At 59.6% G+C, this 23,736-nt stretch carries 20 protein-coding genes and 3 pseudogenes; 16 read left to right on the top strand and 7 right to left on the bottom strand.

Translation table 11 applies throughout. The features are described from left to right. The first annotated feature begins 1 nt into the window (after position 1). From ACOERD_RS18615 to mdoH, 3 genes are read left to right on the top strand one after another with little or no spacing between them, the layout of a single operon-like run. Positions 2-1,222 carry an OpgC family protein gene (locus ACOERD_RS18615; protein WP_419740012.1) on the top strand — a complete coding sequence of 407 codons (1,221 nt, stop codon included), beginning with the start codon at positions 2-4 and terminating at the stop codon, positions 1,220-1,222. Continuing rightward, positions 1,219-2,718 (top strand): glucan biosynthesis protein, encoded by a 1,500-nt coding sequence (locus ACOERD_RS18620; protein ID WP_419740013.1) that lies wholly within the window; start codon positions 1,219-1,221, stop codon positions 2,716-2,718. The genes ACOERD_RS18615 and ACOERD_RS18620 overlap by 4 nt, the downstream gene beginning before the upstream one ends. Then, on the top strand, positions 2,715-4,583 hold the full coding sequence (mdoH, locus tag ACOERD_RS18625; RefSeq protein ID WP_419740014.1) for a glucans biosynthesis glucosyltransferase MdoH: 1,869 nt from the start codon (positions 2,715-2,717) through the stop codon (positions 4,581-4,583). Before ACOERD_RS18620 ends, mdoH begins: the two co-directional genes overlap by 4 nt. Here the strand turns inward: mdoH and ACOERD_RS18630 are convergent, their stop codons facing one another. Continuing rightward, entirely contained in the window at positions 4,584-5,408 is an 825-nt protein-coding gene (locus tag ACOERD_RS18630; protein WP_419740015.1) for an alpha/beta hydrolase family esterase, read from the bottom strand. Further along, positions 5,408-5,572: pseudogene (locus tag ACOERD_RS18635) on the bottom strand (rhodanese-like domain-containing protein); the annotation flags it as partial. The pseudogene ACOERD_RS18635 and the gene ACOERD_RS18630, both read right to left, overlap by 1 nt. Before the next feature lie 106 nt (positions 5,573-5,678). Here ACOERD_RS18635 and istA point away from each other — a divergent pair. Both istA and istB read left to right on the top strand, forming a co-directional pair. Next, positions 5,679-7,186, top strand: a pseudogene (gene istA, locus ACOERD_RS18640) (IS21 family transposase). After that, positions 7,173-7,904 carry an IS21-like element helper ATPase IstB gene (gene istB / locus ACOERD_RS18645; RefSeq protein ID WP_419737606.1) on the top strand — a complete coding sequence of 244 codons (732 nt, stop codon included), beginning with the start codon at positions 7,173-7,175 and terminating at the stop codon, positions 7,902-7,904. The pseudogene istA and the gene istB overlap by 14 nt, the downstream one beginning before the upstream one ends. A 175-nt stretch (positions 7,905-8,079) precedes the next feature. Here istB and ACOERD_RS18650 read toward each other — a convergent pair whose 3' ends face one another. Beyond that, on the bottom strand, positions 8,080-8,424 hold the full coding sequence (locus ACOERD_RS18650; protein WP_419740016.1) for a rhodanese-like domain-containing protein: 345 nt from the start codon (positions 8,422-8,424) through the stop codon (positions 8,080-8,082). Between the two features lie 218 nt (positions 8,425-8,642). On the opposite strand from ACOERD_RS18650, the gene ACOERD_RS18655 reads away from it, so the two are divergent. The 7 genes from ACOERD_RS18655 to selD are packed head-to-tail and all read left to right on the top strand — an operon-like array spanning position 8,643 to position 16,726. Beyond that, the gene (locus tag ACOERD_RS18655) at positions 8,643-11,513 is read left to right on the top strand and encodes a monovalent cation/H+ antiporter subunit A (protein WP_170767037.1); all 2,871 of its coding nucleotides are present in this window, start codon (positions 8,643-8,645) and stop codon (positions 11,511-11,513) included. Further along, the gene (locus ACOERD_RS18660) at positions 11,513-11,872 is read left to right on the top strand and encodes a Na+/H+ antiporter subunit C (protein ID WP_170374216.1); all 360 of its coding nucleotides are present in this window, start codon (positions 11,513-11,515) and stop codon (positions 11,870-11,872) included. Before ACOERD_RS18655 ends, ACOERD_RS18660 begins: the two co-directional genes overlap by 1 nt. Continuing rightward, on the top strand, positions 11,869-13,404 hold the full coding sequence (locus tag ACOERD_RS18665) for a monovalent cation/H+ antiporter subunit D (protein WP_419740017.1): 1,536 nt from the start codon (positions 11,869-11,871) through the stop codon (positions 13,402-13,404). The genes ACOERD_RS18660 and ACOERD_RS18665 overlap by 4 nt, the downstream gene beginning before the upstream one ends. Next, positions 13,404-13,901, top strand: a complete 498-nt coding sequence (locus ACOERD_RS18670) for a Na+/H+ antiporter subunit E (protein ID WP_170374373.1) — start codon at positions 13,404-13,406, stop codon at positions 13,899-13,901. The genes ACOERD_RS18665 and ACOERD_RS18670 overlap by 1 nt, the downstream gene beginning before the upstream one ends. Further along, complete coding sequence (locus ACOERD_RS18675; protein WP_170459173.1) at positions 13,898-14,167, top strand: K+/H+ antiporter subunit F; 270 nt, start codon at positions 13,898-13,900, stop codon at positions 14,165-14,167. Before ACOERD_RS18670 ends, ACOERD_RS18675 begins: the two co-directional genes overlap by 4 nt. Positions 14,168-14,174: 7 nt before the next feature. Further along, positions 14,175-14,561, top strand: coding sequence for a Na+/H+ antiporter subunit G (locus ACOERD_RS18680; RefSeq protein ID WP_170374220.1), 387 nt, complete (start codon positions 14,175-14,177; stop codon positions 14,559-14,561). A 5-nt stretch (positions 14,562-14,566) separates the two neighbouring features. After that, positions 14,567-16,726, top strand: a complete 2,160-nt coding sequence (gene selD / locus ACOERD_RS18685) for a selenide, water dikinase SelD (protein ID WP_419740018.1) — start codon at positions 14,567-14,569, stop codon at positions 16,724-16,726. On the opposite strand, the gene mnmH is transcribed toward selD, so the two are convergent. The 3 genes and pseudogenes from mnmH to ACOERD_RS18700 form a co-directional block, all read right to left on the bottom strand. Further along, entirely contained in the window at positions 16,717-17,769 is a 1,053-nt protein-coding gene (mnmH, locus tag ACOERD_RS18690) for a tRNA 2-selenouridine(34) synthase MnmH (protein WP_419740019.1), read from the bottom strand. The genes selD and mnmH overlap by 10 nt on opposite strands. Positions 17,770-17,816: 47 nt before the next feature. After that, positions 17,817-18,483, bottom strand: a pseudogene (locus ACOERD_RS18695) (SOS response-associated peptidase). Positions 18,484-18,571: 88 nt separating this feature from the next. After that, entirely contained in the window at positions 18,572-20,155 is a 1,584-nt protein-coding gene (locus ACOERD_RS18700) for a bifunctional metallophosphatase/5'-nucleotidase (RefSeq protein ID WP_419740020.1), read from the bottom strand. A 108-nt stretch (positions 20,156-20,263) separates the two neighbouring features. Here ACOERD_RS18700 and ACOERD_RS18705 point away from each other — a divergent pair, with 108 nt between their 5' ends. The 4 genes from ACOERD_RS18705 to arsC are packed head-to-tail and all read left to right on the top strand — an operon-like array spanning position 20,264 to position 22,423. Then, positions 20,264-20,602, top strand: a complete 339-nt coding sequence (locus ACOERD_RS18705; protein WP_419740021.1) for a DUF952 domain-containing protein — start codon at positions 20,264-20,266, stop codon at positions 20,600-20,602. Then, entirely contained in the window at positions 20,599-21,030 is a 432-nt protein-coding gene (locus tag ACOERD_RS18710; protein WP_419740022.1) for a DUF1330 domain-containing protein, read from the top strand. Before ACOERD_RS18705 ends, ACOERD_RS18710 begins: the two co-directional genes overlap by 4 nt. Further along, on the top strand, positions 21,027-22,085 hold the full coding sequence (locus ACOERD_RS18715; protein ID WP_419740023.1) for a quinone-dependent dihydroorotate dehydrogenase: 1,059 nt from the start codon (positions 21,027-21,029) through the stop codon (positions 22,083-22,085). The genes ACOERD_RS18710 and ACOERD_RS18715 overlap by 4 nt, the downstream gene beginning before the upstream one ends. Next, on the top strand, positions 22,082-22,423 hold the full coding sequence (gene arsC, locus ACOERD_RS18720) for an arsenate reductase (glutaredoxin) (protein WP_419740024.1): 342 nt from the start codon (positions 22,082-22,084) through the stop codon (positions 22,421-22,423). Before ACOERD_RS18715 ends, arsC begins: the two co-directional genes overlap by 4 nt. Here the strand turns inward: arsC and ACOERD_RS18725 are convergent. Next, on the bottom strand, positions 22,420-23,736 hold the full coding sequence (locus tag ACOERD_RS18725; protein ID WP_419740025.1) for an MATE family efflux transporter: 1,317 nt from the start codon (positions 23,734-23,736) through the stop codon (positions 22,420-22,422). The two genes, arsC and ACOERD_RS18725, sit on opposite strands and share 4 nt — an antisense overlap.

Genomic DNA, 23,736 nt, shown 5'->3' on the forward strand with positions numbered 1-23,736 from the left:
TATGGCGACTGTTTCGCCCGCTTCTGATTTTACGCCTGTTGCGGCCTCGGCCGCAGCGCCCACTGCCCGTGTGCGCGATCCGCGACTGGATTTCTATCGCGGCATCGCGATGTTCATCATCCTGATCGCCCATATCCCGAACGATCCTTGGGCCAAATGGATCCCGGCCCGTTTCGGGTTTTCGGACGCGACCGAGATCTTTGTGTTCTGCTCGGGCATGGCCTCGGCCATCGCCTTTGGCGGCGCCTTCCTGCGCAAAGGCTGGTGGATGGGGACGGCCCGCGTGGCGTTCCGCATCTGGCAGGTCTACTGGGCGCATATCTGTCTGTTCTTCTTTGTCGCCATGAGCATGGCCGCTCTGGACAATTCCGGCCTGTTTGAAAAAAGCTACGTATCGTCGCTGAACCTGCAGCATTTCTTCAATGACCCGCTGCCGCAAATGGTCGGGATTTTCACCCTGACCTATGTGCCGAACTACTTCGACATCCTGCCGATGTATCTGGTCGTTCTGGCGATGATGCCGCTCTACATGGCCCTTTACCGCGTCAGCTTTTGGCTGATGGCGGCTGTGTCGGTCGCGATCTGGCTTGTCGCCCAGACCGGAGTGCTGGCCCTTCCGGCTGAGCCGTGGTCGGACCGCCAATGGTTCTTCAACCCATTCGGTTGGCAGTTGCTGTTCTTCACTGGGTTCGCCTTTATGCGCGGCTGGCTTCCGGCGCCTCCGGTATCAAAAGCACTGATCTGGGCGGCCATTGCATTTCTGGTTCTGTCCGCACCCTTCGGGTCGTGGAAGGTTTTCCTGTGGGTTCAATCCGCGGCTCCCGGCCTGGCCGAACAAATCCGCGAACTGTGGCCTTTGACGAAAGAACTGCGTGGAAAAACCGAGTTCGGCCTGTTCCGCTACATCCACTTCCTGTCGCTGGCCTATCTGGGCTGGGTCGTTGCCGGTGAGCATGGTCACCGCCTGATCGCCACCGGGCATTCTGTGGGTGCGCGCATCTGGCAGGTTGTTCTGAAACTGATCACCAAAGTGGGGCAGCAATCGCTGGCGGTCTTTGTCTTCTCGATGGCCGCAGCGCGCCTGATCGGGGTCGCGCTGGATCAGACCGAGCGGGATGTTGCCAGTGTCTTTGTCGCTAACATGATTGGCTTTGCCATGATCATCGGGGTGGCCTATCTGGCCGCCTGGTTCAAATCTCAGCCATGGAAATCAAAGAAATGAATTTGACTCGCCGCGCATTTCTGGCCTCAACCTCTGCGCTATTTCTGGCGCCGGCCACCTTTGCCTCGGGGTCAGAGGTTCCGTTCGACCGCAATGACGTGGTTGAACTGGCCCGAGAACTGGCCAGCCGCCCCTTTGCCGAGCGAGAGATGGTGCCGCAGGAATGGCAGGACCTGACTTATACGCAATACCGCTCGATCCGGTTCCGACTGGACCGCGCGCTTTGGTTCGAAACCGAGACTCCCTTCAACGTCGATTTCTTCACCCCCGGCTTGTATTTCCCGCGCACGGTCAAGGTCTCGACCGTCCAGAACGGGATGGCCAAGCCGGTCGCTTTCGACCTTGAGATGTTCGACAAGGCCGAAGAGGTCCCAACCCTTCCTATTGACGAAACGCTTGGGTTCTCGGGCCTGCGTCTGCGCACGGAAATGCACCGCCCCGGCAAGACCGATGAGTTCTGCGTTTGGCAGGGGGCCAGCTATTTCCGCGCCATTGGTCTGCACGAAGTGTACGGCCTGTCTGCCCGCGGCCTAGCCCTGAAAACCGGCGACCCGGATGGCGAGGAATTCCCCGAATTCATCCGCTTTTGGCTGGAACGTCCCGAACCCGGTCAACGCAACATGGTTGTCCACGCGCTGATGGACAGCCCCAGCGTGACCGGTGCCTACCGCTTTAACGTCACCGCCGGCGCAGATTGCATCATGGATATCGAGGCCACCCTCTTCCCCCGCGAAGAACTGCCGCATGTGGGTATCGCGCCTGGGACCTCGATGTTCCTGTTCGATCAGACCAATCACAGCCGGTTCGACGATTTCCGCCCCGCTGTGCATGACAGCGACGGGCTGCTGATCCGCAACGGCGCAGGTGAGGTGATCTGGCGTCCGCTGGCGAACCCAACCCGTTTGCAAATCTCGTCTTTCGTGGACATGAACCCTCAGGGTTTTGGCCTGATGCAGCGCAAGCGCGAATTCTCGGACTACGCAGATCTTGAGGCGAACTATCATAAGCGTCCCAGCCTGTGGGTCGAGCCCGGCTCCGATTGGGGCAAGGGCACGGTGACGCTGGTCGAGATACCCGCCGATCAGGAGATCTACGACAATATCGTCGCCTACTGGCGGCCCGCCGAGCCCTATGCCGCAGGCAGCCAGGTTGACCTGAGCTATCGCTTGATCTGGGGTGAGGAACCACAGCGCACGCCGATGCCACGGGTCATCAACACGGCCATGGGTGAAAACACCTTTGGCGAAGGCCGTCTGGCCGTGATCGACTTTGAGCCCAGCCCTCTGTTCGACGATCTGGAGGCGGTCAGCATTTTCGCCAATTCTCCCCACGCGGAAACCTCGGACGGTGTGTTGCAGCGCAATCCGGATACCGGCGGTGTGCGTCTGGCGTTCTCATTCCAGCCGGGGGACCGCGACCATGTCGAGCTGCGCGCGCAGCTTCTGGTCGGCAAGCAACCCGCCTCCGAAGTCTGGCTGTACCGTTGGACCGCATGAGCCGCGACCTGCATATCATGCCACCCGAGGCACCGCTGGCAATGCCCGCGCAGGACTTCCGCAGTGGGTTCCGCGATGCGCAGGTCCCCGCGGGTGCCCGCCCATCGGCCGGGTTCTGGCGCGCGCTGGCGTTTTCGCCAGCAATGGCAGCCACGCTGGGTTTGCTATGGGTCATGAGCGACTGGTTCGGATCTGAAGGCATCAACCTTGTCGAAGCCATCCTTCTAACGTTGATCTCGTTCAACTTCTTCTGGATCTCGTTCACGGTCTGCACCGTGCTGCTGGGCATGATCTCGCTGTCCCGGCAGGAGCGCCCGATCCGACAAGACCGCGCGCAACCACTGCGCGTTGCCCTGCTGATGCCAACCTACAACGAGGTGCCGTGGTTCGTGCTGGGCAATGCCCGCACCATGCTGGAAGAACTGCGCGCCCGGGGCGGGCAGCATGAATATGCGATGTTCATCCTCTCGGACACCCGCGATCCGGACATCGCCGCGCAAGAGCAAGCCAGTATTGAGGCACTGCGCACCACGCTAGCCCCCGACCTGAAGCTCTACTACCGCCGTCGCGAACAGAATACTGACCGAAAAGTTGGCAATATCGCCGATTGGGTCAGCCGCTGGGGCGCGGATTGGGACGCGATGCTGGTGCTGGATGCCGACAGCCTGATGACAGGCCGCGCGATTGCTCGGCTGACGGATTCTTTGGCGCGTGATCCCAGCGCGGGCTTGATTCAAAGCTACCCGCAACTCATTGGCGCACAGTCCGTCTTTGCCCGGATGCAGCAATTCGCCAATGGCGTCTACGGCATCGCCTTTGCCGAAGGTCTGGCCCGCTGGTGTGGGCAAGAGGGCAACTATTGGGGCCACAACGCCATCATCCGCACCAAGGCCTTTGCCACCTGTGCCGGACTGCCCAAGCTGCGCGCCTTCAACGGGCAGGAAAAGCTGATAATGAGCCACGACTTTGTCGAGGCCGGTCTGCTGCGCCGTGCCGGGTGGGCCGTTCGGTTCCTGCCGCGCATTCGTGGTTCATACGAAGAAACACCACCCACCCTTATCGACCACGCCATGCGGGACCGCCGCTGGTGTCAGGGGAACCTGCAACATCTGAAACTGCTGGGCTCGCGCGGGTTCCGGTCCGTCTCGCGGTTTCATATGTTCCACGGGGCGGTCGGCTATTTGATGTCCCCGCTGTGGTTTGCGCTACTGCTGATGTGGGCGTTGATTGGTCAGGGTGAGGACGCCTCGGTCCTGCATTATTTCAGCCCCGACAACCCCCTGTTCCCACAATGGCCGGAGATGTCTGAGACACGCCATGTGCTAATCATTCTGGTCATGTATGCGATGCTGCTGGCCCCCAAGGTTCTGGGTGTCGCCGCCCTACCCCTCAGCGGTGTACGCTATTCCGATTTCGGCGGCTGGCGGAGGTTCTTCACCTCGTTCCTTTTCGAGGTCATCCTGTCGATCCTCTACGCACCGATCCTGATGGTGCAGCAGATGATCGCCGTATTCCGCACCGCATTGGGCATCCAGAAAGGCTGGTCCCCACAGGCGCGTGACGGAGGAAGCTATTCCTTGCGAACACTGGTCCTGTGCCACGCGCTGGAAACCGTCAGTGGCGTCGCGCTGAGTGTTGGTATTCTGGCCGGGTTGGTCTCGGTCTGGCTGGCCCCGATAGCAATCAGCCTTGCGCTGGCGATCCCGTTGTCGGCGCTCAGCGGTGTATCCGCCGGAACCGCACGCCGTTTGGTCGGCATGCGCGAGGATTTTGCTGAGCCCGCCATCACCCGCTCGGCCCGTCGTCATCGCAATGAGTTGAAGCGCCTGATCGAGGGCAAGGGCAGCATGACCCCGGCGGAATAATCAACCGCCGGGCAATCCTTCGTACCAATCCAGCATCATATCCGCCCACCCGGAGGGCACCGTATGACCGCCGGGGAACAGCGCGAACTCCAGCGCGCTGCCCTCGGCACATCCCATCCAGTTGCGCCGCATGAACTGGCCCGTGGTCGAGAACCCGCTGGGCTTGGTATCAACACAGCCATTAGCCTCGCGCCAGATCTCAAGACCGGCAAAGATATCGCCTTGATGGAAACGGCCACCGCCCAGCAAACGCCCTTCGAGCGGAACGACATTGTCGATCCAGCCGTGGGTGTGAAACATTCGGATCGGCCCGGCGCAGGACTCTGGGTGCGGACGCCAGAAACCACCTGAGACGGGGACATAGGCCGAGAAGGTCTCGGGCGCGTCGCAGGCGAGGTAGTTCACCATGAAACCGCCGGCGGAAAACCCTCCTAGAACAACGCGTTCGCCGTCAATGCCAAACCGTTCTGCAGCGTCATCCACCGCTTCGCTGAGAAAGGCCGTTTCGTCACGCTCACCAAAGCCGGGATAGAAATTCCAGCTTTGAATGCCGCCCCGGTCTGGCCGCTCTAACCCCTCCGGTGCCATCACCGCATAGCCGCGCGCCAGCAGAGGCTCGACCATGCTGCGATTGTTCATGGTTCCTGAGCCGCTGCCTCCGTAGCCATGCAGAAACACGACCAGAGGCGGGTTTTCAGCTTCAGGCAGTTCGATGTGATATGCGCCCGAGGCGATCTCGCAGGTACCTTCATCCGGGCCACAATCGGCCAAGGTTGGTTGCGCCGCTGCGGCCAGACAGAAAGATAGCCAGTATTTGTGTTTCATCACGCTCCCTCGACAAAGGTCTCAACCGGCAGACCGGCCCGCACCCATCCTGGTCCGGCGGCCGAGCCCAACATACCCTCAGGCACGTCAATGATATTGGTAAACCCGGCTGCAGTTAGTTGATTGCTCAACCGTGCCGAACGGACCCCACGCGTGTAGAAAAGCGTGCAATTTTGACCCCCTAAGCGGGGAAATCGGCGTCCAAATTTGACCCCTCCCTATGGTTGTAGACATCCTTTTCATTGAGCAGTCGATGGAGAGGCAAGCGGGATGATTTGCGTGGAAACTATTAGAAAAGTGCGTCGCTTACACCTGATCGAAAAAAGAGCATCAAGGAAATTTGCCGTTCGCTCAATTTGAGCCGTGCAACGGTTCGAAAGATAATCCGATCGGGAGTGACGGAGTTCAAATATGAGCGCAAATCGCAGCCATACCCGGTGCTCGGGCCTTGGCGCGCGCGTCTGGATGAAACGCTTGAGGAGAACGAGGCGCTTCCGAAGAAACACCGCAAGCGGATGACCAAAATCTGGAAGGAACTCTCCGATGATGGTTTTGGCGGCGGGTATGACAGTGTTCGACGCTACACAAAGAATTGGCGCATTGCGCACGGCCGACAACAGGCGCAGGCGTTCATCCCGCTGATCTTTGATCCTGGGGAGGCGTACCAGTTCGACTGGAGTGTGGAGACGGTTTTGATGGACGGTGCACTCACGACCGTGAAGGTTGCCCATTTCAAACTTTGCCATAGCCGCATGCCATTCTCCATTGCCTATCCGCGCGAGACGCAGGAGATGGTCTTTGATGCCCACGACGAGGCCTTCAAATTCTTTGGTGGAGGCTGCATCAACGGGATCTACGATAACATGACGACCGCCGTCGATGCGATCCTGTCGGGCAAGGAAAGAAAGTTCAACAAGGCATTCTCCCGGATGTGTTCTCATCATCTGGTGAACCCGATCGCCTGTACGCGCGCGGCCGGTTGGGAGAAGGGTCAGGTTGAGAATCTGGTCAAGGAGAGCCGCGCCTATAGTTTTACACCGCGTCTGGAGGTGGCCGACTTCGATGAATTGAATGCCCGGCTGCAAAAAGACGCGATCAAACGCGCAAAAGAACTGCGGCATCCGGAAAACCTGGAGGTGACGGTCTGGGAGGAGTTCCAGCAGGAAAAGCCGCTGCTGACGCATCTGCAGAAGCCCTTCGTCGGGTTCCGTGAAAAGACGGTCGCCGTGAGCCGAACCTGCCTGATCAACTTCGAAAGAAACAAATACAGCGTTGAGGCAAGAGCTGTTGGACGTCAGGTCCAGTTGCAGGTCTACGCCACGCGGATTGTCCTGCGCCAAGACGGTGAGATTGTCGGAGAGCACGAACGGTGCTTCGGCCGAGGAAAAACGATCTTCAACCCTTGGCACTATGTGCCCGTCCTCAAGCGCAAGCCTGGCGCTCTGCGCAATGGAGCACCGTTCCGTGACTGGGACCTACCACCGGCAATGACGCAGATCTGGACCCATCTGCGGGGCACATCCGACGGAGACCGGCAACTTGCCGATATTCTTTTCGCTGCTTACCAGCACGACATTGATGTGGTCGAGGCTGCCTGCGAAGAAGCTCTAAAATCTGGCCTGCGCAAGGCCGATGCGATCCTGAACATTGTCTCTCGGCGCACCAATCCCCCGCCGCCAAAGGCGATTGAGCCGCCTGCCCACCTGCAGCTGAAAATGGCACCGATCGCGGATTGCGCTCGCTATGACAGGCTTGGAGGCTCCCATGCAACTGCGTAAGGAAATTCTCGAACTTGCCCGTCAACTGAAGTTGCCAGGCATCGTCAACTGCTTTGACGAAGTGATGCAGGCCGCAGCCAAAAACAACTGGCGGCCCCAACAGGTCGTGGCCGAACTCCTCACGGCCGAACTGGCCGAAAAGACTGCGCGCTCGATCCGGTATCAGATGGGTGCCGCAAAGTTCCCGGTCTGCAAGTCCTTACCTGAGTTCGACTTCACGGTCAGCCCCGTCAACGAGGAAGTCGTGCGCAATCTTCATGACGGCGATTTTATGGACCAGGCCAGGAATGGCGTGCTGGTCGGTGGAACCGGATCGGGCAAAACGCATCTCGCAACAGCGATCGGGGGCCACGCGGTCAATAACCGCCGGCGGGTCAGGTTCTTCAGCGCTGTGGATCTCGCGAACAAGCTGGAGGCTGAACATCGCGAAGGCAACGCCGGGCGGCTCAGCGAGCAGCTGATCCGCGTCGACCTCGTGATTATAGACGAACTCGGTTATCTGCCGTTCGCAGAGTCTGGTGGACGATTACTCTTCCATCTCATCAGCAAACTGTACGAGCGAACGTCTATTCTGCTAACAACCAACCTCGCATTTGCTGAATGGCCGAGTGTGTTCACAGATGCCAAAATGACCACTGCTCTCCTGGATCGACTGACACACCATTGCGATATCATCGAAACCGGGAACGAAAGCTGGCGAATTAACCACCGCGACTAACCTCGAAATCGGGGAATAAATTCAAAACAGACAGCAGGTCAAACCTTCAGTCGAGCTACGCTCTCTTTTCGGTTTGACCTGCTGTCCACCCCCTCCTGAATCAACCTAAACACGACCCCCTCAACGCCCCTCTTAGCTCCAAGGGGGGTCAAATTTGGACGCCGATGGGGGGTCATTATTCAATGCCGATTGACACCCCACGCGCGCAGATCAGAGCCACAGGGGCGGACTTGTCACCGCCAGCCATTTGCACAAGGGCCGGAATAAAATCCTCGCGCCGCATGTCCAGAGGCTGCGCCCCCTGTCCGACGCCTGTGGCCCTCCATTCCCGAGGTGTGCGGATGTCCACCAGCAACACATCTCCGGCGACGGCTTTCTGATGCGCCTGCGTCACTTCCAGTTGGCCGCCCGTGTAGTCCTGCGGGATCAAACGGTACTCACGAATGGCAAATCCTGCGGCAATTGCGCCTGCCCCGCCCATCAATACCCACCGTCGCGTTCGGCTTTTCCCGTCTGCCATATGGCGTTCTCCTGCACTCATGGCTTGGTTCTATCACAAGGGTTGCAACCGCGCGCCGGGGAATTCCGGCAGCGGGATCAAGTTCGCGTCATTATCACGCAGAAAGATAGGTCCGATATACACCTTTTAACATCTGTCAAAACCTTGCAATTTTTGGACAATCATTAAATTATCCTACAAAATCTGTCATATTGACCGCCCAGACCGGAGTATCGCACTTGTCCCTATTCCTCATCGCGGCCCTTCCCTTCCTCGGAGCTGTTTTCCCAGCCCTCCTGATACGGGCGGGACGAAATGCAGCCGCCTCGGCCGCAGGGTTGACCACGTTCCTGGCCCTGATGGGGTTGCTGATCCATATCCCCAGCGTGATGCGCGGCGATGTCGTGACAGCGCGGTTTGACTGGATACCGGGGCTGGGGCTGAACGCGAATTTCATGCTGGACGGGCTTGGTTTTCTGTTTGCCCTGCTGATCCTCGGCATCGGCCTGCTGATCATCCTGTATGCGCGGTTCTACCTGTCGCGTGAAGACCCGATGGGGCAGTTCTACACCTATCTGCTGCTGTTTCAGGGCGCGATGGTTGGGATTGTTTTATCCGATAACATCCTGCTTTTGCTCATTTTCTGGGAGCTGACTTCGCTCAGCTCATTCCTCCTGATCGGCTATTGGAAACACCTGCCCGAAGGCCGACAAGGCGCGCGCATGGCGCTGGCCGTCACCGGAGGCGGCGGATTGGCGATGATTGCCGGGATGCTGATTTTGGGGAATATCGTCGGATCCTATGACCTCAGCGTGATTTTGCAGAACAAAGAGCTGATCCAGGCCTCGCCCTACTATCTGCCCGCGCTGATCCTGATCCTGCTGGGCTGTTTCACCAAATCAGCGCAGTTCCCGTTCCATTTCTGGCTGCCTCACGCGATGGCTGCCCCGACGCCGGTTTCCGCCTATCTGCACTCGGCCACCATGGTGAAGGCCGGGTTGTTCCTGATGGCGCGGATGTGGCCGGTTCTGGCGGGGACGGAGGCGTGGTTCTATATCGTCGCAACAACCGGTTTGGTGACCATGTTGTTGGGGGCCGTGATCGCCCTGTTCAAGGACGATCTGAAAGCTCTGCTGGCGTTCTCAACCGTGTCGCATCTGGGCTTGATCACAATGCTGCTGGGCTTCGGCACCAAGTTCGCAGCCGTGGCCGCCGTGTTCCACATCATCAACCACGCAACGTTCAAAGCTGCGCTTTTTATGACCGCAGGCATCGTGGATCACGAAACCGGGACGCGCGATGTCAAACGGCTGGGCGGCTTGCGCCATCTGATGCCGATCACCTTTACCATCGGCACCATCGCAGCTTTGTCCATGGCCGGCCTGCCTCCGCTGAACGGGTTCCTGTCAAAAGAGATGATGCTGGAAGAAACCGTCCACACTACATGGCTGAACTCTCACTATCTCGTTCCGGGTCTCGCCCTGCTGGCGGCGCTGTTCTCGGCAGCCTATTCCTTCCGTTTTGTCAGCCATGTCTTCCTTGGACCAAAGCGTGAGGATTACCCGGCCCATCCGCATGACCCTCCGGTTGGGCTGTGGTTGGCACCCGCGTTTATGGTCGTTCTGGTAGTGCTGATCGGCCTTTACTCGGCGGCCATCGTCGGCCCGTTGGTAGCTGTCGTATCCAGCGCCGTAATCGGGGGCGAAAAGCTGCCCTATTATTCGCTGAAACTGTGGCACGGCTTTACGCCTGCGCTGTATATGTCCGTTGTCGCGACGTTGGGCGGTCTGTTCCTGATGTCGCAACACAAACGCGCGCAGCAGCTTTGGAACACCCTGCCCCGGCCTGAGGCCAAAGTGATCTTTGAGGCCATTATCAATGCGTTTACGCGGCTCAGCCAATGGATCACAGATGAGCTGCACAATGGTGTCCTCAGCCGGTATGCGATCATCTTTGTCGCCTTTACCGTCGGCCTTGGCTACTACGCCTATTCCACCGGGACGATCGGAGTTGAAACCCGCGTGCCGCTGCCTGCGCAGATCATACCGATCGTTGGCTGGATCTGTCTGGTGGGCGCAACGCTGGGCATCATGTGGTTCCACCGTAACCGCCTGTTGTCGCTGGTTCTGATTGGTGTTGTCGGGCTGATCGTTTCGGTTGCGTTCAACTACCTCTCGGCTCCGGATCTGGCACTGACGCAGATCTCAGTCGAGGTGGTGACGATGATCCTGTTGCTGCTGTCGCTGAATTTCCTGCCGACCGAGACCCCATGGGACAGTACCGCCGCGCGGCGTTGGCGGGATGCCGCGATCTCGGTCGTGGCCGGGATTGGGACAGGTGCTCTGGTCTATGCGATCATGCTGCGTGATTTCGCCTTCCCGACGATTTCCGAATTCCACCTTGCCAACTCGTACAAGGGCGGCGGCGGCACCAACGTGGTGAACGTCATCCTCGTGGATTTCAGGGGCTTTGATACCTTTGGCGAGATCATCGTTCTGGGCATCGCGGCGCTGATCATCTTTGCCCTGACCGAAGCGGTCCTGAGCAGCAATGTCCGGGGCTACCTGCTGAATCGCAAGCCGCATTGGCCGCAATCGGGCGACTCCCATCCGTTGATGATGGTGGTCGTGACCCGCGTGATGATGCCAATTGCCCTGATGGTGGGTGCCTACATCTTCTTCCGTGGCCACAACCAGCCCGGAGGCGGCTTTATCGCCGGCCTGATCGTCGCCATCGCCTATCTGATGCAGTACATGGCCAGCGGCTACACCTGGGCGATCGAACGGCAAAGGTTCTACTATCACGGCACCATCGGCTGGGGTGTGCTGATCGCCGCCGCTACCGGTCTCGGCGCCTGGTTCAATGAACGCCCCTTCCTCACCAGCGACTTCGGCTACATCAACTGGCCACCGCTGGAAGAGTTCGAATGGGCCACCGCAATGTTGTTCGACACCGGTGTCTTCCTCGCGGTTCTGGGCGCGGTGATGCTGGCGCTGGATAGCCTGTCCCGCTTTGCATGGCAGCCGGGCATGGCACAGGAGTTCCCGATGGATATCAACCCGCTGCGGGACGCTCCGCCGGAAGAAGAACAAGAGAAGGAGCAGGCCTGATGGAAGCGCTCGTTGCCTCTGCCGTAGGTATTCTGACCGCCGCCGGGATTTTCCTGATCCTGCGTCGCCGAACATTCCCGGTCATTCTTGGCCTGTCGCTGATCACCTATGCGGTGAACGTATTCCTGTTCGCAACCGGACGTCTGGCGCTGAATTCGCCTGCCGTTCTGAACAAATACGAAGACGTCCCTTATACCGATCCGCTGCCGCAGGCGCTGGTGCTGACGGCCATCGTGATCTCGTTTGGGATGACGGCGGTGATCGTGATGATCTCGCTCTCGGCCTATCTGTCCTCGAAGGATGACCATATCGACATGAGCCCGCATGACAGCGTGGACGCGCCGGGAGAAGACGCATGAACCATTGGATCGTTGCGCCGATCGTCCTTCCTGCGATCCTGGCCCCATTCATCATCATGGTCCTGCGCTATCACCTCGACCTGCAGCGCATTTTCTCGGTCGCGGGTGTTGTTGCCCTTCTGGGCATTGCCCTGACCATCACCGCGCAGGCCGCGGGAGGCGACATTCAGGTCTATGAACTGGGCAACTGGCCCGCCCCCTTCGGGATTGTTATGGTACTGGACCGGCTTTCAGCCATGATGGTTCTGCTGACCGCCCTTCTGGCCCTGCCCATTGTGCTCTACGCCATCGGTTCGGGTTGGGACGAGCGTGGCAAGCATTTTCACGCCCTGTTTCATTTCCAGCTTATGGGCGTATGCGGGGCCTTCCTGACCGGAGACGCCTTCAACCTCTTTGTGTTCTTCGAGGTCCTGCTGATCGCCTCCTACGGTCTGATGACCCATGGCGGTGGAGCGGTCAGGCTGAAGGCTGGTGTGCAATACGTGGCCTATAACCTACTGGGATCGACCCTGTTCCTGTTTGCTCTGGGGACGCTCTATGGTGTGACCGGCACGCTCAACATGGCCGATATCGCCCTGCGTGTGGCCGAGATACCGCCTGAGGACACCGCGTTGCTGCGGGTTGGTGCTGTGTTGCTGTTGTTGGTGTTCTGTATCAAGGCCGCCGTTCTACCGTTGCATTTCTGGCTACCGGCCAGCTACGCCAACGCTCCCCTACCCGTGGCGGCCTTGTTCGCGATCATGACTAAGGTTGGGGCGTATTCAATCATCCGAATGTACACTCTGGCCTTCGGACCCGAGGTTGAAGCGACGCAAGGGCTGATTGGCAATTGGCTGCAACCTGCTGCGCTGGTTACCCTTGCCGTCGGGGCTATCGGCATCCTCGGCTCGCAACATATCGCGCGAATGGTCGCCTTTTGTGCTATCGCCTCGATGGGTACGCTGCTGATCGCCATTTCGCTGTTCACGCCGGATGCCAGCGCGGCTGCGCTTTACTATGTGTTCCACTCGACGCTTGCAACAGCCCTGTTGTTCCTTGTCGCCGATCTGGTGATGGAACGCCGCGGCGGCTCCATATCGCCCACGCGGCCAATGGCGCAGACCGGATTGATCTCAGCGCTGTTCTTTGTGGGGGCGATTGCGATGGCCGGGATGCCTCCGCTGTCCGGCTTTATCGGCAAGCTGCTGGTTCTGGATGCGGCCCGGGATGCACCTGACGCAACCTCTGTCTGGGCGGTCATCCTGATCGGGTCCTTTGTAACCATCGTGGGTCTCGCACGGGCCGGCACGTTGATCTTCTGGAAAAGCCACGACGCGGACCATAACCCTCAGCCCGAGGGGGAAGACGCCGAGCCGCAACCCACCCCGGAACCGCACCCGGGTCTGGCATTTACGTCGGTCTTCGGTCTGGTCGGCGGTCTGATCCTGCTGACCTTGTTTGCGGGCCCCGCGCTCGAATACACCAGCAAAACCGCCGAGCAACTGTTCACACCCGAAGACTACATCTCGGCCGTATTGGGAGAAGCAGAATGATCAAGCTGCTACACCGCATATTCCCGCACCCTCACCTGAGCTTTCTGCTGACACTGGTCTGGGTTCTGCTTGCCAATAATGGGTCGTTAAACTCGCTCGTATTTGGTTTGATTCTGGGGATCATCATTCCCTTTGTCACCCAACCCTACTGGCCCGACCGCCCCAAACTGCGCAACTGGCCCATGGTAGCGGAGTACATCCTGGTGGTGCTCTGGGACATCGTTATCGCAAATATCACTGTCGCCCGGATCATCCTGTTCAAACGCGACGACGCCCGACAGCCCAACTGGATCTGCGTCCCGCTTGAACTGCGCACGCCCGAGGCAATCACCGTACTGGCCGGGACAATCACCATGACTCCGGGCACCGTCAGCTGTGATCTGTCGGCGCAAGGGCACAACCTTCTGGTCCATTGCCTCGATGCACCTGACCCTGAGGCCGTACGCGATCAGATCAAACAGCGCTACGAACGCCGCCTGAAGGAGATTTTCGAATGATCGAATACGCTATCTACTTCGCCTTCGCCTGCTTCGGAGCCGCAATCATGATGTGCCTGTGGCGGATCATCACCGCCGATGGTGTCGGCACCCGCGTTCTGGCGCTGGACACGATGGTGATCAACACCATCGCGCTTATGATCCTGTACGGGCTGGATCAAGGCACCGAGATATTCTTCGAGGCTGCCATGATCATCGCCATGCTGGGTTTTGTTTCAACCGTAGCCTATGCGCGCTTCATGCTGCGCGGCAACATTATCGAGTGAGGGCGACATGACATTTCTCGTCGAATTGCTGATCGCCGCTTTCCTGATCATGTCGGGTATCTTCGGCTTCGTTGGGTCGTTTGGAATGATCAAGCTGAAGGACCCCATGTCGCGCCTGCACGCGCCGACCAAAGCGACAACGCTGGGTGTCGGCGGCGTTCTGTTGGCCTCGATCGCACATTCCGTGCTGCTTGAGGGCAAACTGTCGATGCATGAGCTGCTGATCACGTTGTTTTTGTTTCTGACGGCCCCGATCACGGCCCTGTTCATTGCCAAATGGCACATTCATCGTCATGAAAAGCCGCAGGATCTGCCGGATGCGGGCGAGGATGAGCTTTGGGCCACCCACGCGGTCGAGCAGGTTGAAGACGTCCCTGATCACAGCACGAACTGAGCCAGATGCATAACCCTCCGCTGCCCCTGACCCGTGATCTGGTTTTGATTGGCGGAGGTCACACCCATGCTTTGCTGCTGCGCAAATGGGGCATGAACCCTCTGCCCGGCGCGCGCGTAACGGTGATCAACCCCGGCCCGACTGCGCCCTATTCAGGGATGCTGCCCGGTTTTGTCGCCGGTCATTACTCCCGCTCTGATCTGGACATTGATCTGGTCCGACTGGCCCGTTTCGCGGGCGCGCGGGTCATTCTGGGCGCGGTTGATGAGATCGACACCGACCAGCGCCATGTGTACATACCGGGGCGCCCTCCGGTGGCTTACGACGTCGCCTCGGTCAATGTCGGGATCACCTCGGACATGCCCGCCCTGCCAGGTTTTGCAGACCATGCCGTTCCGGCCAAACCTTTGGGCGCCTTTGCCGCGCGTTGGTCTGCATATCTGGACCGCACCGGCCCTGCCTCGGTGGCCGTGATAGGTGGAGGCGTCGCGGGGGTCGAACTGGCGATGGCCATGGCCCATGCGCTGAAAACCAAGAGCAGACCCGCACAGATCACGCTGATCGACAATGCCTCGGCCCTGACAGCGACCGGCCCCAAGGCCGCGGCGACGATCCGCAAAGCAATGACCGGTCTTGGCATCGACGTGCTCGAAGGAGTTTCGATCAAAGAGATCACCGCAGATCATGTCGCAATGGACGATGGCCGCCAGATCCCCGCCGAATTCGTAACCGGCGCTGCTGGGGCAAGGCCCTATAGCTGGATCCAGCACACCGGGCTGGACCTGCACGAAGGTTTCATCCGCGTGAACGGTCATCTCCAATCTAGCGACCCCGCCATCTTCGCCGCCGGAGACTGCGCCCACCTGACCGAGAACCCGCGCCCCAAAGCAGGCGTCTACGCGGTGCGCGAGGCGCCAGTATTGTTCAACAACCTGCGCGCGTCGCTGGGGGCTGGGACCATGCAGCGCTATGTGCCGCAAAAGGACTACCTGAAGCTGATCTCATTGGGCGACAAGTCTGCATTGGCCGAGCGTCTGGGCACGTCGTTCAGCGGTGCCCTGATGTGGCGATGGAAGGACCATATTGACCAGAGCTTCATAAACAAGTTCCGCAATCTCCCTACCATGGCACCCCCCGCCCTCCCGCGTGCTCATGCCGATGGGATGACAGAAACCCTTGGTGACAAACCAATGTGCGGCGGCTGTGGCGCGAAACTAGGTCGCGGCGCTCTGCGTGGCGCCCTGTCCGCGCTGCCTGAGCCATTGCGTCAAGACGTGACGGCGCTACCCGGAGACGACGCCGCGCTGCTGACAACCGGGAATGCGCGGCAGGTCATCACCACGGACCACCTGCGCAGTGTCACCGATGACCCGGTCCTGATGACCCGTATCGCCGCCGTCCACGCACTGGGGGACATTTGGGCTATGGGTGCAGAGCCTCAGGCAGCAACGGCCACTCTCATTCTGCCCCGCATGTCTTCTGACCTACAGGAACGGACACTTTCCGAGATCATGCGCACGGCCAACGACGTCATGCGAGACGCCGGAGCCGAGATCGTCGGCGGTCACAGCTCAATGGGCGATGAGATGACGATTGGCTTCACGGTGACCGGACTATGCACGAAAGACCCAATCACTCTGGCGGGCGGCAGGACCGGCGATGCGCTGATCTTGACCAAACCCATCGGCAGCGGCGTTTTGATGGCTGCCGAAATGGCCGGACGGGCCGAAGGCGCAACGGTCGCGCAAGCCTATGAGATGATGACCCAACCGCAAGACACAGCGTCCCGCATTCTGGCAGAGGCCCACGCGATGACTGACGTCACGGGGTTTGGCTTGGCCGGACACTTGAACGGGCTGTGTGAGGCATCAAATTGCGGCGCTGTGCTTGATCTTGAGGCCGTCCCCGTGATGCCCGGAGTTATCGAACTGAGCGACGCCGGAATCCAATCGACGCTTTTTGCAGACAACCGTTCTATTGCGCCTGAGCTCCCAATGGGCGGCAAAGCTGCGCTGTTGTTCGACCCACAAACAGCGGGCGGGCTGCTGGCTGCGGTAGCACCCGAGATCGCCGACAAACTGCTAGAGAATCTGCGAGCGGCGGGTTACCCGGCTGCGCGGATCGGGCATTTGACCGACACCCCGGGGTTGAAGCTTCAAAGCTGATCCAGCGTGTTTTTGATGCGATCCGCCGCGCCCTTTAGGCTTTTGTCGTCCAACTGCGCGATCTCAATCCGCGCCAAAGTCTTTGCCGGATGTTGACGCTGGGATTTGGCGTAGGCCGGATCATAGTGCTGCTCCATCAGCGCACGCGTCAAAGCCTGTTTGTCGCCGGACGACATAAGGCTCAACCACCCGTCCACGACCTCATGCCCGCGATGAGATCGCAGTGGAGACAAGCGATCTCGAAGGCGCTCAGTATCCGACAGGATGTCGTCATAGGCCTGGGTCAGGTAAGCCGACCGGGCGGACAAAGGCGCGTCTATATGAATACGCGGCGCAGCGCACATCGCGGTCCAGACGCTGGGCGGCAAGATGCGATCGCCTATTTTCGACGACTCCGCCTCGACCAACACTGGGCGAGATGGGTCCAGGGTGCAAAAGGCAGCTGACAGGGCGGATTCAAAAGCCTTCTGACTGGGTTGCCCACCTGGCCTTTCCCCCAGCAGTGAGCCACGATGGTTGGCAAGCCCCTCCAGATCAACCACTTGCACGCCGCGGCGATCCAGATGGTGCAACAACTCGGTTTTGGCGGTGCCGGTGTAGCCGTCCAGCGCGATCAGTTGGAAGGCTAATGGCTGGTCGTATAGGTTGGCCTTCACCAGCCGACGATAGGTCCGATAACCTCCATCGACGACATCCGCCTGCCAGCCGATCTGTTGCAACATCCATGTAAACGAGCCCGAGCGTTGCCCGCCGCGCCAGCAATAGACCAAGGGCCGCCAGTTCCCCTCATGATGGCTGAGGCGGTGTTCGATATGGTTCGCTGCATTGCGAAACACCAGCGCCGCCCCGAGTTTTCGCGCCAGAAAAGGGCTTTGCTGTTTGTAGATCGTACCGACCCGCGCGCGCTCTTCATTGTCCAGAACCGGCAGATTGATCGCCCCCGGCAGGTGGTCTTCGGCGAACTCTGCCGGGCTGCGGACGTCGATGACCGCATCAAACCCATGCGCGTAGAGCTGCGGTAGATCTGTGAATTTCAATGCCATATCAAGCGCCCGTCTCTTAGTCGCAAGTAAAGGGAACGCATCCGCTGTTAGTCCTCGATAACTTCGATCAGGTCCGGGCCAGACGCCCGATTGGAGTTAACGGCGGGGTCGACACGATGAAACTCCAGCACATCTTCAGCGCCCGGTTTCATCAACCGCGCGGCACCTTTGCCCGCCTCTCCCAACCAAAGGGACCAATCGTCGGGCTCTAAGATCAAAGGCATCCGGTGGTGAATGGCCGACAGGTTCTGGTTCGCCTGAGTCGTCACGATAGCACAGGTGGATTGCCGCGCCTCTTCCGGCCCCCAATCCTGCCAAACGCCTGCAAAGGCGATGGGCGCACCGTCCTTGCGGTGGATGTACCACGGCAGCCGCGTCCCTTGCTGGGTCTTCGTCCATTCATAGAACCCTGTCGCCACGATCAGGCAGCGCCGCGATCGGCAGGCGTCGCGAAAAGCGGGTTTTTCGGCCAGCGTCTCAGCCCGTGCGTTGATCAACAAGGGGCCTGCATTTTCAGCCATATACCAATGGGGCCAGAAAGCCCCAACGCAGCGCATCCAGCCGACGACCTGAATCTCCGGCACGAACGACGTGCACCTGATTGGTCGGGCAAACGTTATAATTGGGCACCTCGGGCAAGGCATTCGCTGGGCGCGCGGCAAACAGCTGCGCCATCGCGTCATTGGGCAAAGTGATTGCAAACCGTCCGCACATCAGTCCGTCGTCCAATCCCGGATCGTTGCGGGATGCGATTTCAGCCAAAAGAGAAAGCCGCACCCAAACGGGCACGGCTTTTCAGGTCTTACTTCTGCTTGATACGACCATCCAGATAAGGCTGGTAGGGCGCATTTTCTGCCAGGTACTCCGCAGTCACATCCGCCAGATCCGGGCCGAAGTCATAGGCATTCTTGTCGTCACCTTCGAAGACGCTGTAGCCGTCACCACCGTTGCGCACGTAGTTATTGGTCACCACCAGATATGTGGCCGAGGGATCAATCGGAACGAAACCGTCACCATCGGCAACCATCACCTCGGTGATGCGCCCTTCGTTCGGGGCGGCTGAGGGGTCCCATGTAAAGGTCAGACCTGCGACTTGCGGGAACCGGCCTTTGACCTCTTCAACCTGGCTGACGCCATTTTCCAGCGCGTCGATCACGCCCTGCCCGGTGATCTCAAAAGTCGACAAGGTGTTCTGGAACGGCAGGACCGTCAGGACTTCGCCCATGGTGACCTCGCCTTCGTCGATCGAGGCACGCAGACCACCTGCATTCGCAATCGCGATCTGAGCGCCCTGATCCGCAACGCGGGCCAGCATGGCATCTGCAACCAGATTGCCCATCTCGCATTCCTGCACACGGCAGACATCACGCGAGCCTTCGATGGTTGCAGCTGAGCTGGCGACAACGCGACCCTTCATCTCTTCAATCGGGGCGCCCATTTCTGCAACACGGGCCGCGATGCCCTCATCCGGTGTGACGGAGGCATCCAACAGAATTGGCTCACCTTCTGCCGAAATCAGATTGCCGTCATCATCAAAAGTCAGGGTGATTTCGCCCAAATACTTCGAATAGGCATAGGCCTGAACCACCGGAACATCGCCCACCATCACCGGGTACGCGCCTGCCGCATCCTCATCCGTGTTGGACAGCAAGGTGTGCGAATGCCCACCGACAACCAGATCAAGGCCGGGCACCTGTTCGGCGATCTTGATATCCTGAGCCAGACCGACGTGGTTCAACGCGATGATGTTGTCCACACCTTCGGCTTCCAAAGCCGCCACATCCGCCTTCAGGCTTTCGACCTCATCCTGAAAAACAACATCCTTACCCGGGCTGGACGTGTCCACCGTATCCGTGGCCAGGGCCGAGATGATGCCAATCTTTTGGCCACCCACCTCAAGCACCACGTGGTTTTGCACCTTGTCCTTCAGCTCGGCCGAAGACGACAGGTCCAGATTGCCCGAGATGACGGGAAAGCTCACCGCGTCGATGAAGGCTGCCAGACCTTCGGGGCCGTCATCGAATTCGTGGTTGCCGACGGCCATCACGTCATAACCGATCGCTTCCATAAATTCCGCCTCGGCGGCACCTTTGTAGGTCGTGTAGAACAATGAGCCCTGAAACGGATCGCCCGCATCCAGCAAAAGTACATTCTCATCCGCCAGTTCGGCGCGCTTGGCGTCAACGGCTGTTTTCAGACGCGCCACACCGCCAAAACACTTCCCTTCGGCTTCATCTTCAGCATCGCAAGTGGAATCGTATTTGTTGATCGACTCGATCCGGCTGTGAATGTCGTTGGTGTGCAGAATGGTCAGCTTGTAGTCGGCAGCAGCGATGCCTGCGCTCAGGCCGAGGATCGCGACCGACGTCAAAAGGCGGCTTACCATGTTGAAACTCCCTGTCATTGTTTTTCGGGATCGTGCGCTGATGCGGCGGAAGAGTCAAAGGGGGAAATCCGGCTTGATTCCACGGGCTATGCGGGGCATCAGACCTTCATGCTGATCTACAAGATATTCCGGGCCGAGGAATGGGCCGCGTTGCAGGCAAATGGCGCAACTGATGGCGCGCCAATTGATATCGCTGACGGGTTCGTCCACTTTTCGACAGCCGAACAGGCGGCGGAAACCGCGGCCAAACACTTTGCTGGGGTTGAAGGTCTGACACTGCTTGGCTGTAACGCTGACGCCATGGGCGACGACTTGAAATGGGAAGTGTCACGCGGTGGGGCCTTGTTTCCGCATCTCTACCGCCAAATCCGGCTGAGCGACGTGGTCTGGGCTCGCCCCCTGCCCTTCGATGGCCAAACCCACCAATTCCCGAGCGATATGGTATGACCGCCTATATTGATCCCGATCGTGAACAATTCGAAGCCTTCAAGGCATTGGATCGGGATCAACCTATCGAGATGCTGAACCTTGTCAGGTTTCGCGCCAAGGCCGACTACCCGGTGGGCCATGCTTTGGCAGATAAAGATCTGACGGGCGCTGAAGCCTATCGCCATTATGGGGCTGAAACCGCCCCGATCATCGCCAGGATCGGCGCGTCGATCCTGTGGCGTGGGGCGTTTCAGACCACATTGATCGGACCGCAGGACGAGGTTTGGGATGAAGTGTTCATTGCCCGCTATCCCACCGCCCATGCGTTTCTTGAGATGGTAACAGACCCGGCTTACCGGGCTGCGGTGGTTCACCGTCAGGCCGCTGTCGCAACCTCCCGCCTGATCCGCTGCGGTACCGCGCAAGGAGGCGCGTCTTTCGGATGAATCTGACCGAGAAACTGGGCCTCGCCGCCCTGCACCGTATGGACCCTGAAACGGCCCATGGTCTGTCGATCAAGGCCCTGCAGGCCGGCCTGGCCCCAACGCCCGGACCGGTGACGTCATCGCGTCTACAGACCGAGCTCGCAGGGCTGCGCCTGCCTAACCCCGTAGGCCTCGCCGCCGGGTTCGACAAGAACGGAGAGGTTCTGGCCCCTCTCTCCCGTGCAGGATTTGGATTCATCGAGGTCGGAGCGGTGACCCCGCGCCCGCAACCCGGCAACCCGAAACCCCGCCTGTTCCGCCTGACCGAGGACAAAGCCGCCATCAACCGTTTCGGGTTCAACAATGAAGGTATGGAGGTGATGGCTGAACGGTTAGCCAAACGCCCCAAGGATGCGGTGATCGGCCTGAACCTCGGGGCAAACAAGGATAGCGATGACCGGCCCGGTGACTTTGCCAAAGTGCTGGCCCATTGCGCCGCGCATCTGGATTTCGCGACGGTCAATGTCTCCTCCCCAAACACCGAAAAACTGCGCGATCTTCAGGGTAAGGCGGCCCTTGGCGCTTTGTTGAGTGGTGTGTTCGAAACGCGGAATGCTCTACCGCGCCCTCTGCCCATTTTCCTGAAAATCGCACCTGACCTGACCGAGGATGAATTGCAGGACATCGCCGAAGTGGCCTCGGAAACGGGTGTGGACGCGGTCATCGCCACCAACACAACTCTGTCGCGCGACGGGCTGCTTAGTGCGCACAAGGACGAAAAAGGCGGCCTGTCCGGTGCGCCACTGTTTGAGAAGTCCACCCGCGTTCTGGCCCGTTTGAGCAAGCTGACCGATGGGAAAATCCCTCTGATCGGTGTGGGCGGTGTCAGCTCGGCGGAACAGGCCTATGCCAAGATCTGCGCAGGCGCGTCGGCAGTGCAATTTTACACCGCGATGGTTTATGGCGGCCTATCCTTGGCCGCCGATATCGCGCAGGGTTTGGATGACCTTTTGGCCCGCGAAGGGTTTGACACCGTGGCTCAGGCTGTGGGCAGCAAGCGAGAGGATTGGCTGTGATCGAATATTGGCACAACCCGCGTTGTTCAAAATCCCGCATGGGATTGGCTTTGCTAGAGGAGCGCGGTGCAGAGATCGAGGTTCGGAAATACCTTGAGAACGCTCCCTCGGTCGACGAATTGCGCGCTGCGCAATCTCTGCTGGACCTGCCAGCCATCAAGATGATGCGCGCGGGCGAGAAACGGTTCAAGGAGCTGGGCCTGTCGAAGGACGCGCCGGATGCGGAGCTGATCCAAGCCATGGCCAACAACCCGATCCTGATCGAACGTCCTTTGGCCATCTCGGGCGACAAAGCCGCAATTGGCCGTCCGCCTGAAAATCTGCTCGCCCTGCTCTAGGCCACCTGAGCTTCAAGCTTCGGATAGCGCCAGCCCATCGTCACGCCGCGCGCAAGGTTCAGAACCATAAGCGCGGCCCACAGGCCATGGTTGCCGAACGCGGGTACTAGAACGAACAAAGCAACCACATAGATTGCCACAGATTGCAGCATCGCATTGCGCATGTCGCGGGTCCATGTGGCTCCAATATAGATACCGTCGAACATCCAGCTTGCGACCCCGATGATCGGGGCCAAGGCCGCCCAGAACAGGAACGTGCGTCCCGCCTCGCGTACTTCGGGAGAGGTGGACATCAGATCAATCAGCGCGGGACCTGCTAAGAAGAAAACGGCGCTGAGAAGCACCGCGCCACCGACACCCCACTGAGACGCCATGACCGAGGCGCGCCGTACTTGGTATCGGTCCCTTGCGCCAACCGCGCCTCCGACCAGCGCCTCGGCGGAAAAGGCGAATCCGTCTAGTGCAAAAGCGGTGATTTCAAGGAACTGAAGCAGCACTTGATTGGTCGCCAGATTGACGTCTCCCAAATCGGACCCGACGAAAAGGAAGGTGGTGAACGAGCCAGTCAGCAGAACCGAGCGGATCATGATGTCTCCGTTCACCTGCACCATCCGGCGCAGCCGGGTGGCATCGAATATGCGTGGCCAGTCGCGCCAGATTTGCCCGGCAAACCCGTCCCGGCAAAGCCACAAACCCAGTGCCAAACCGGTCCACTCCGCGATCAGCGTTGCAATCGCAACGCCCTCGACGCCCCAGCCCAGCCCCAGAACGAACCAAAGGTCCAGCACGATGTTGAGACCGTTCATCCAGATCTGTAGAAGGAACACGCCTCGTGTCCGCTCAACAGCGATCAGCCAGCCTGTGATCGCATATAGGGCAATGGTCGCGGGTGCTCCCCAGATCCGAATCTCGAGGTACGAGCGCGCGAGTGTTTCAACCTCTGGGCTGGCCGGGGATAGCCAGAACGCGCCACTGAAGATTGCGACCTGGGCAAGGATAAACACAAGGCCTGCCGCCCCGCCGAGCATCAACCCGCGAATGAGCAAGGCGCGCATCTCGGCGGTCTCTCCGGCCCCGCGTGCCTGCGCCGTAAGGCCCGTTGTGCCCATTCGAAGAAAGCCGAAAATCCAGTAGATCGCGGACAGGATCACCGCGCCCATGCCCACCGCGCCAATCGGAGCAGCCGCCCCCATCTGCCCCACAACGCCCGTATCCACGGCGCCAAGGATCGGCACAGTCGCGTTAGACAACACAATGGGAACCGCGATCTTCAGCACCCTTTTGTGAGTTATGGGTGCCGAGGCATCCTGCAT

This window comes from Ruegeria sp. (assembly GCF_965199275.1).
Taxonomy (GTDB): domain Bacteria; phylum Pseudomonadota; class Alphaproteobacteria; order Rhodobacterales; family Rhodobacteraceae; genus Ruegeria.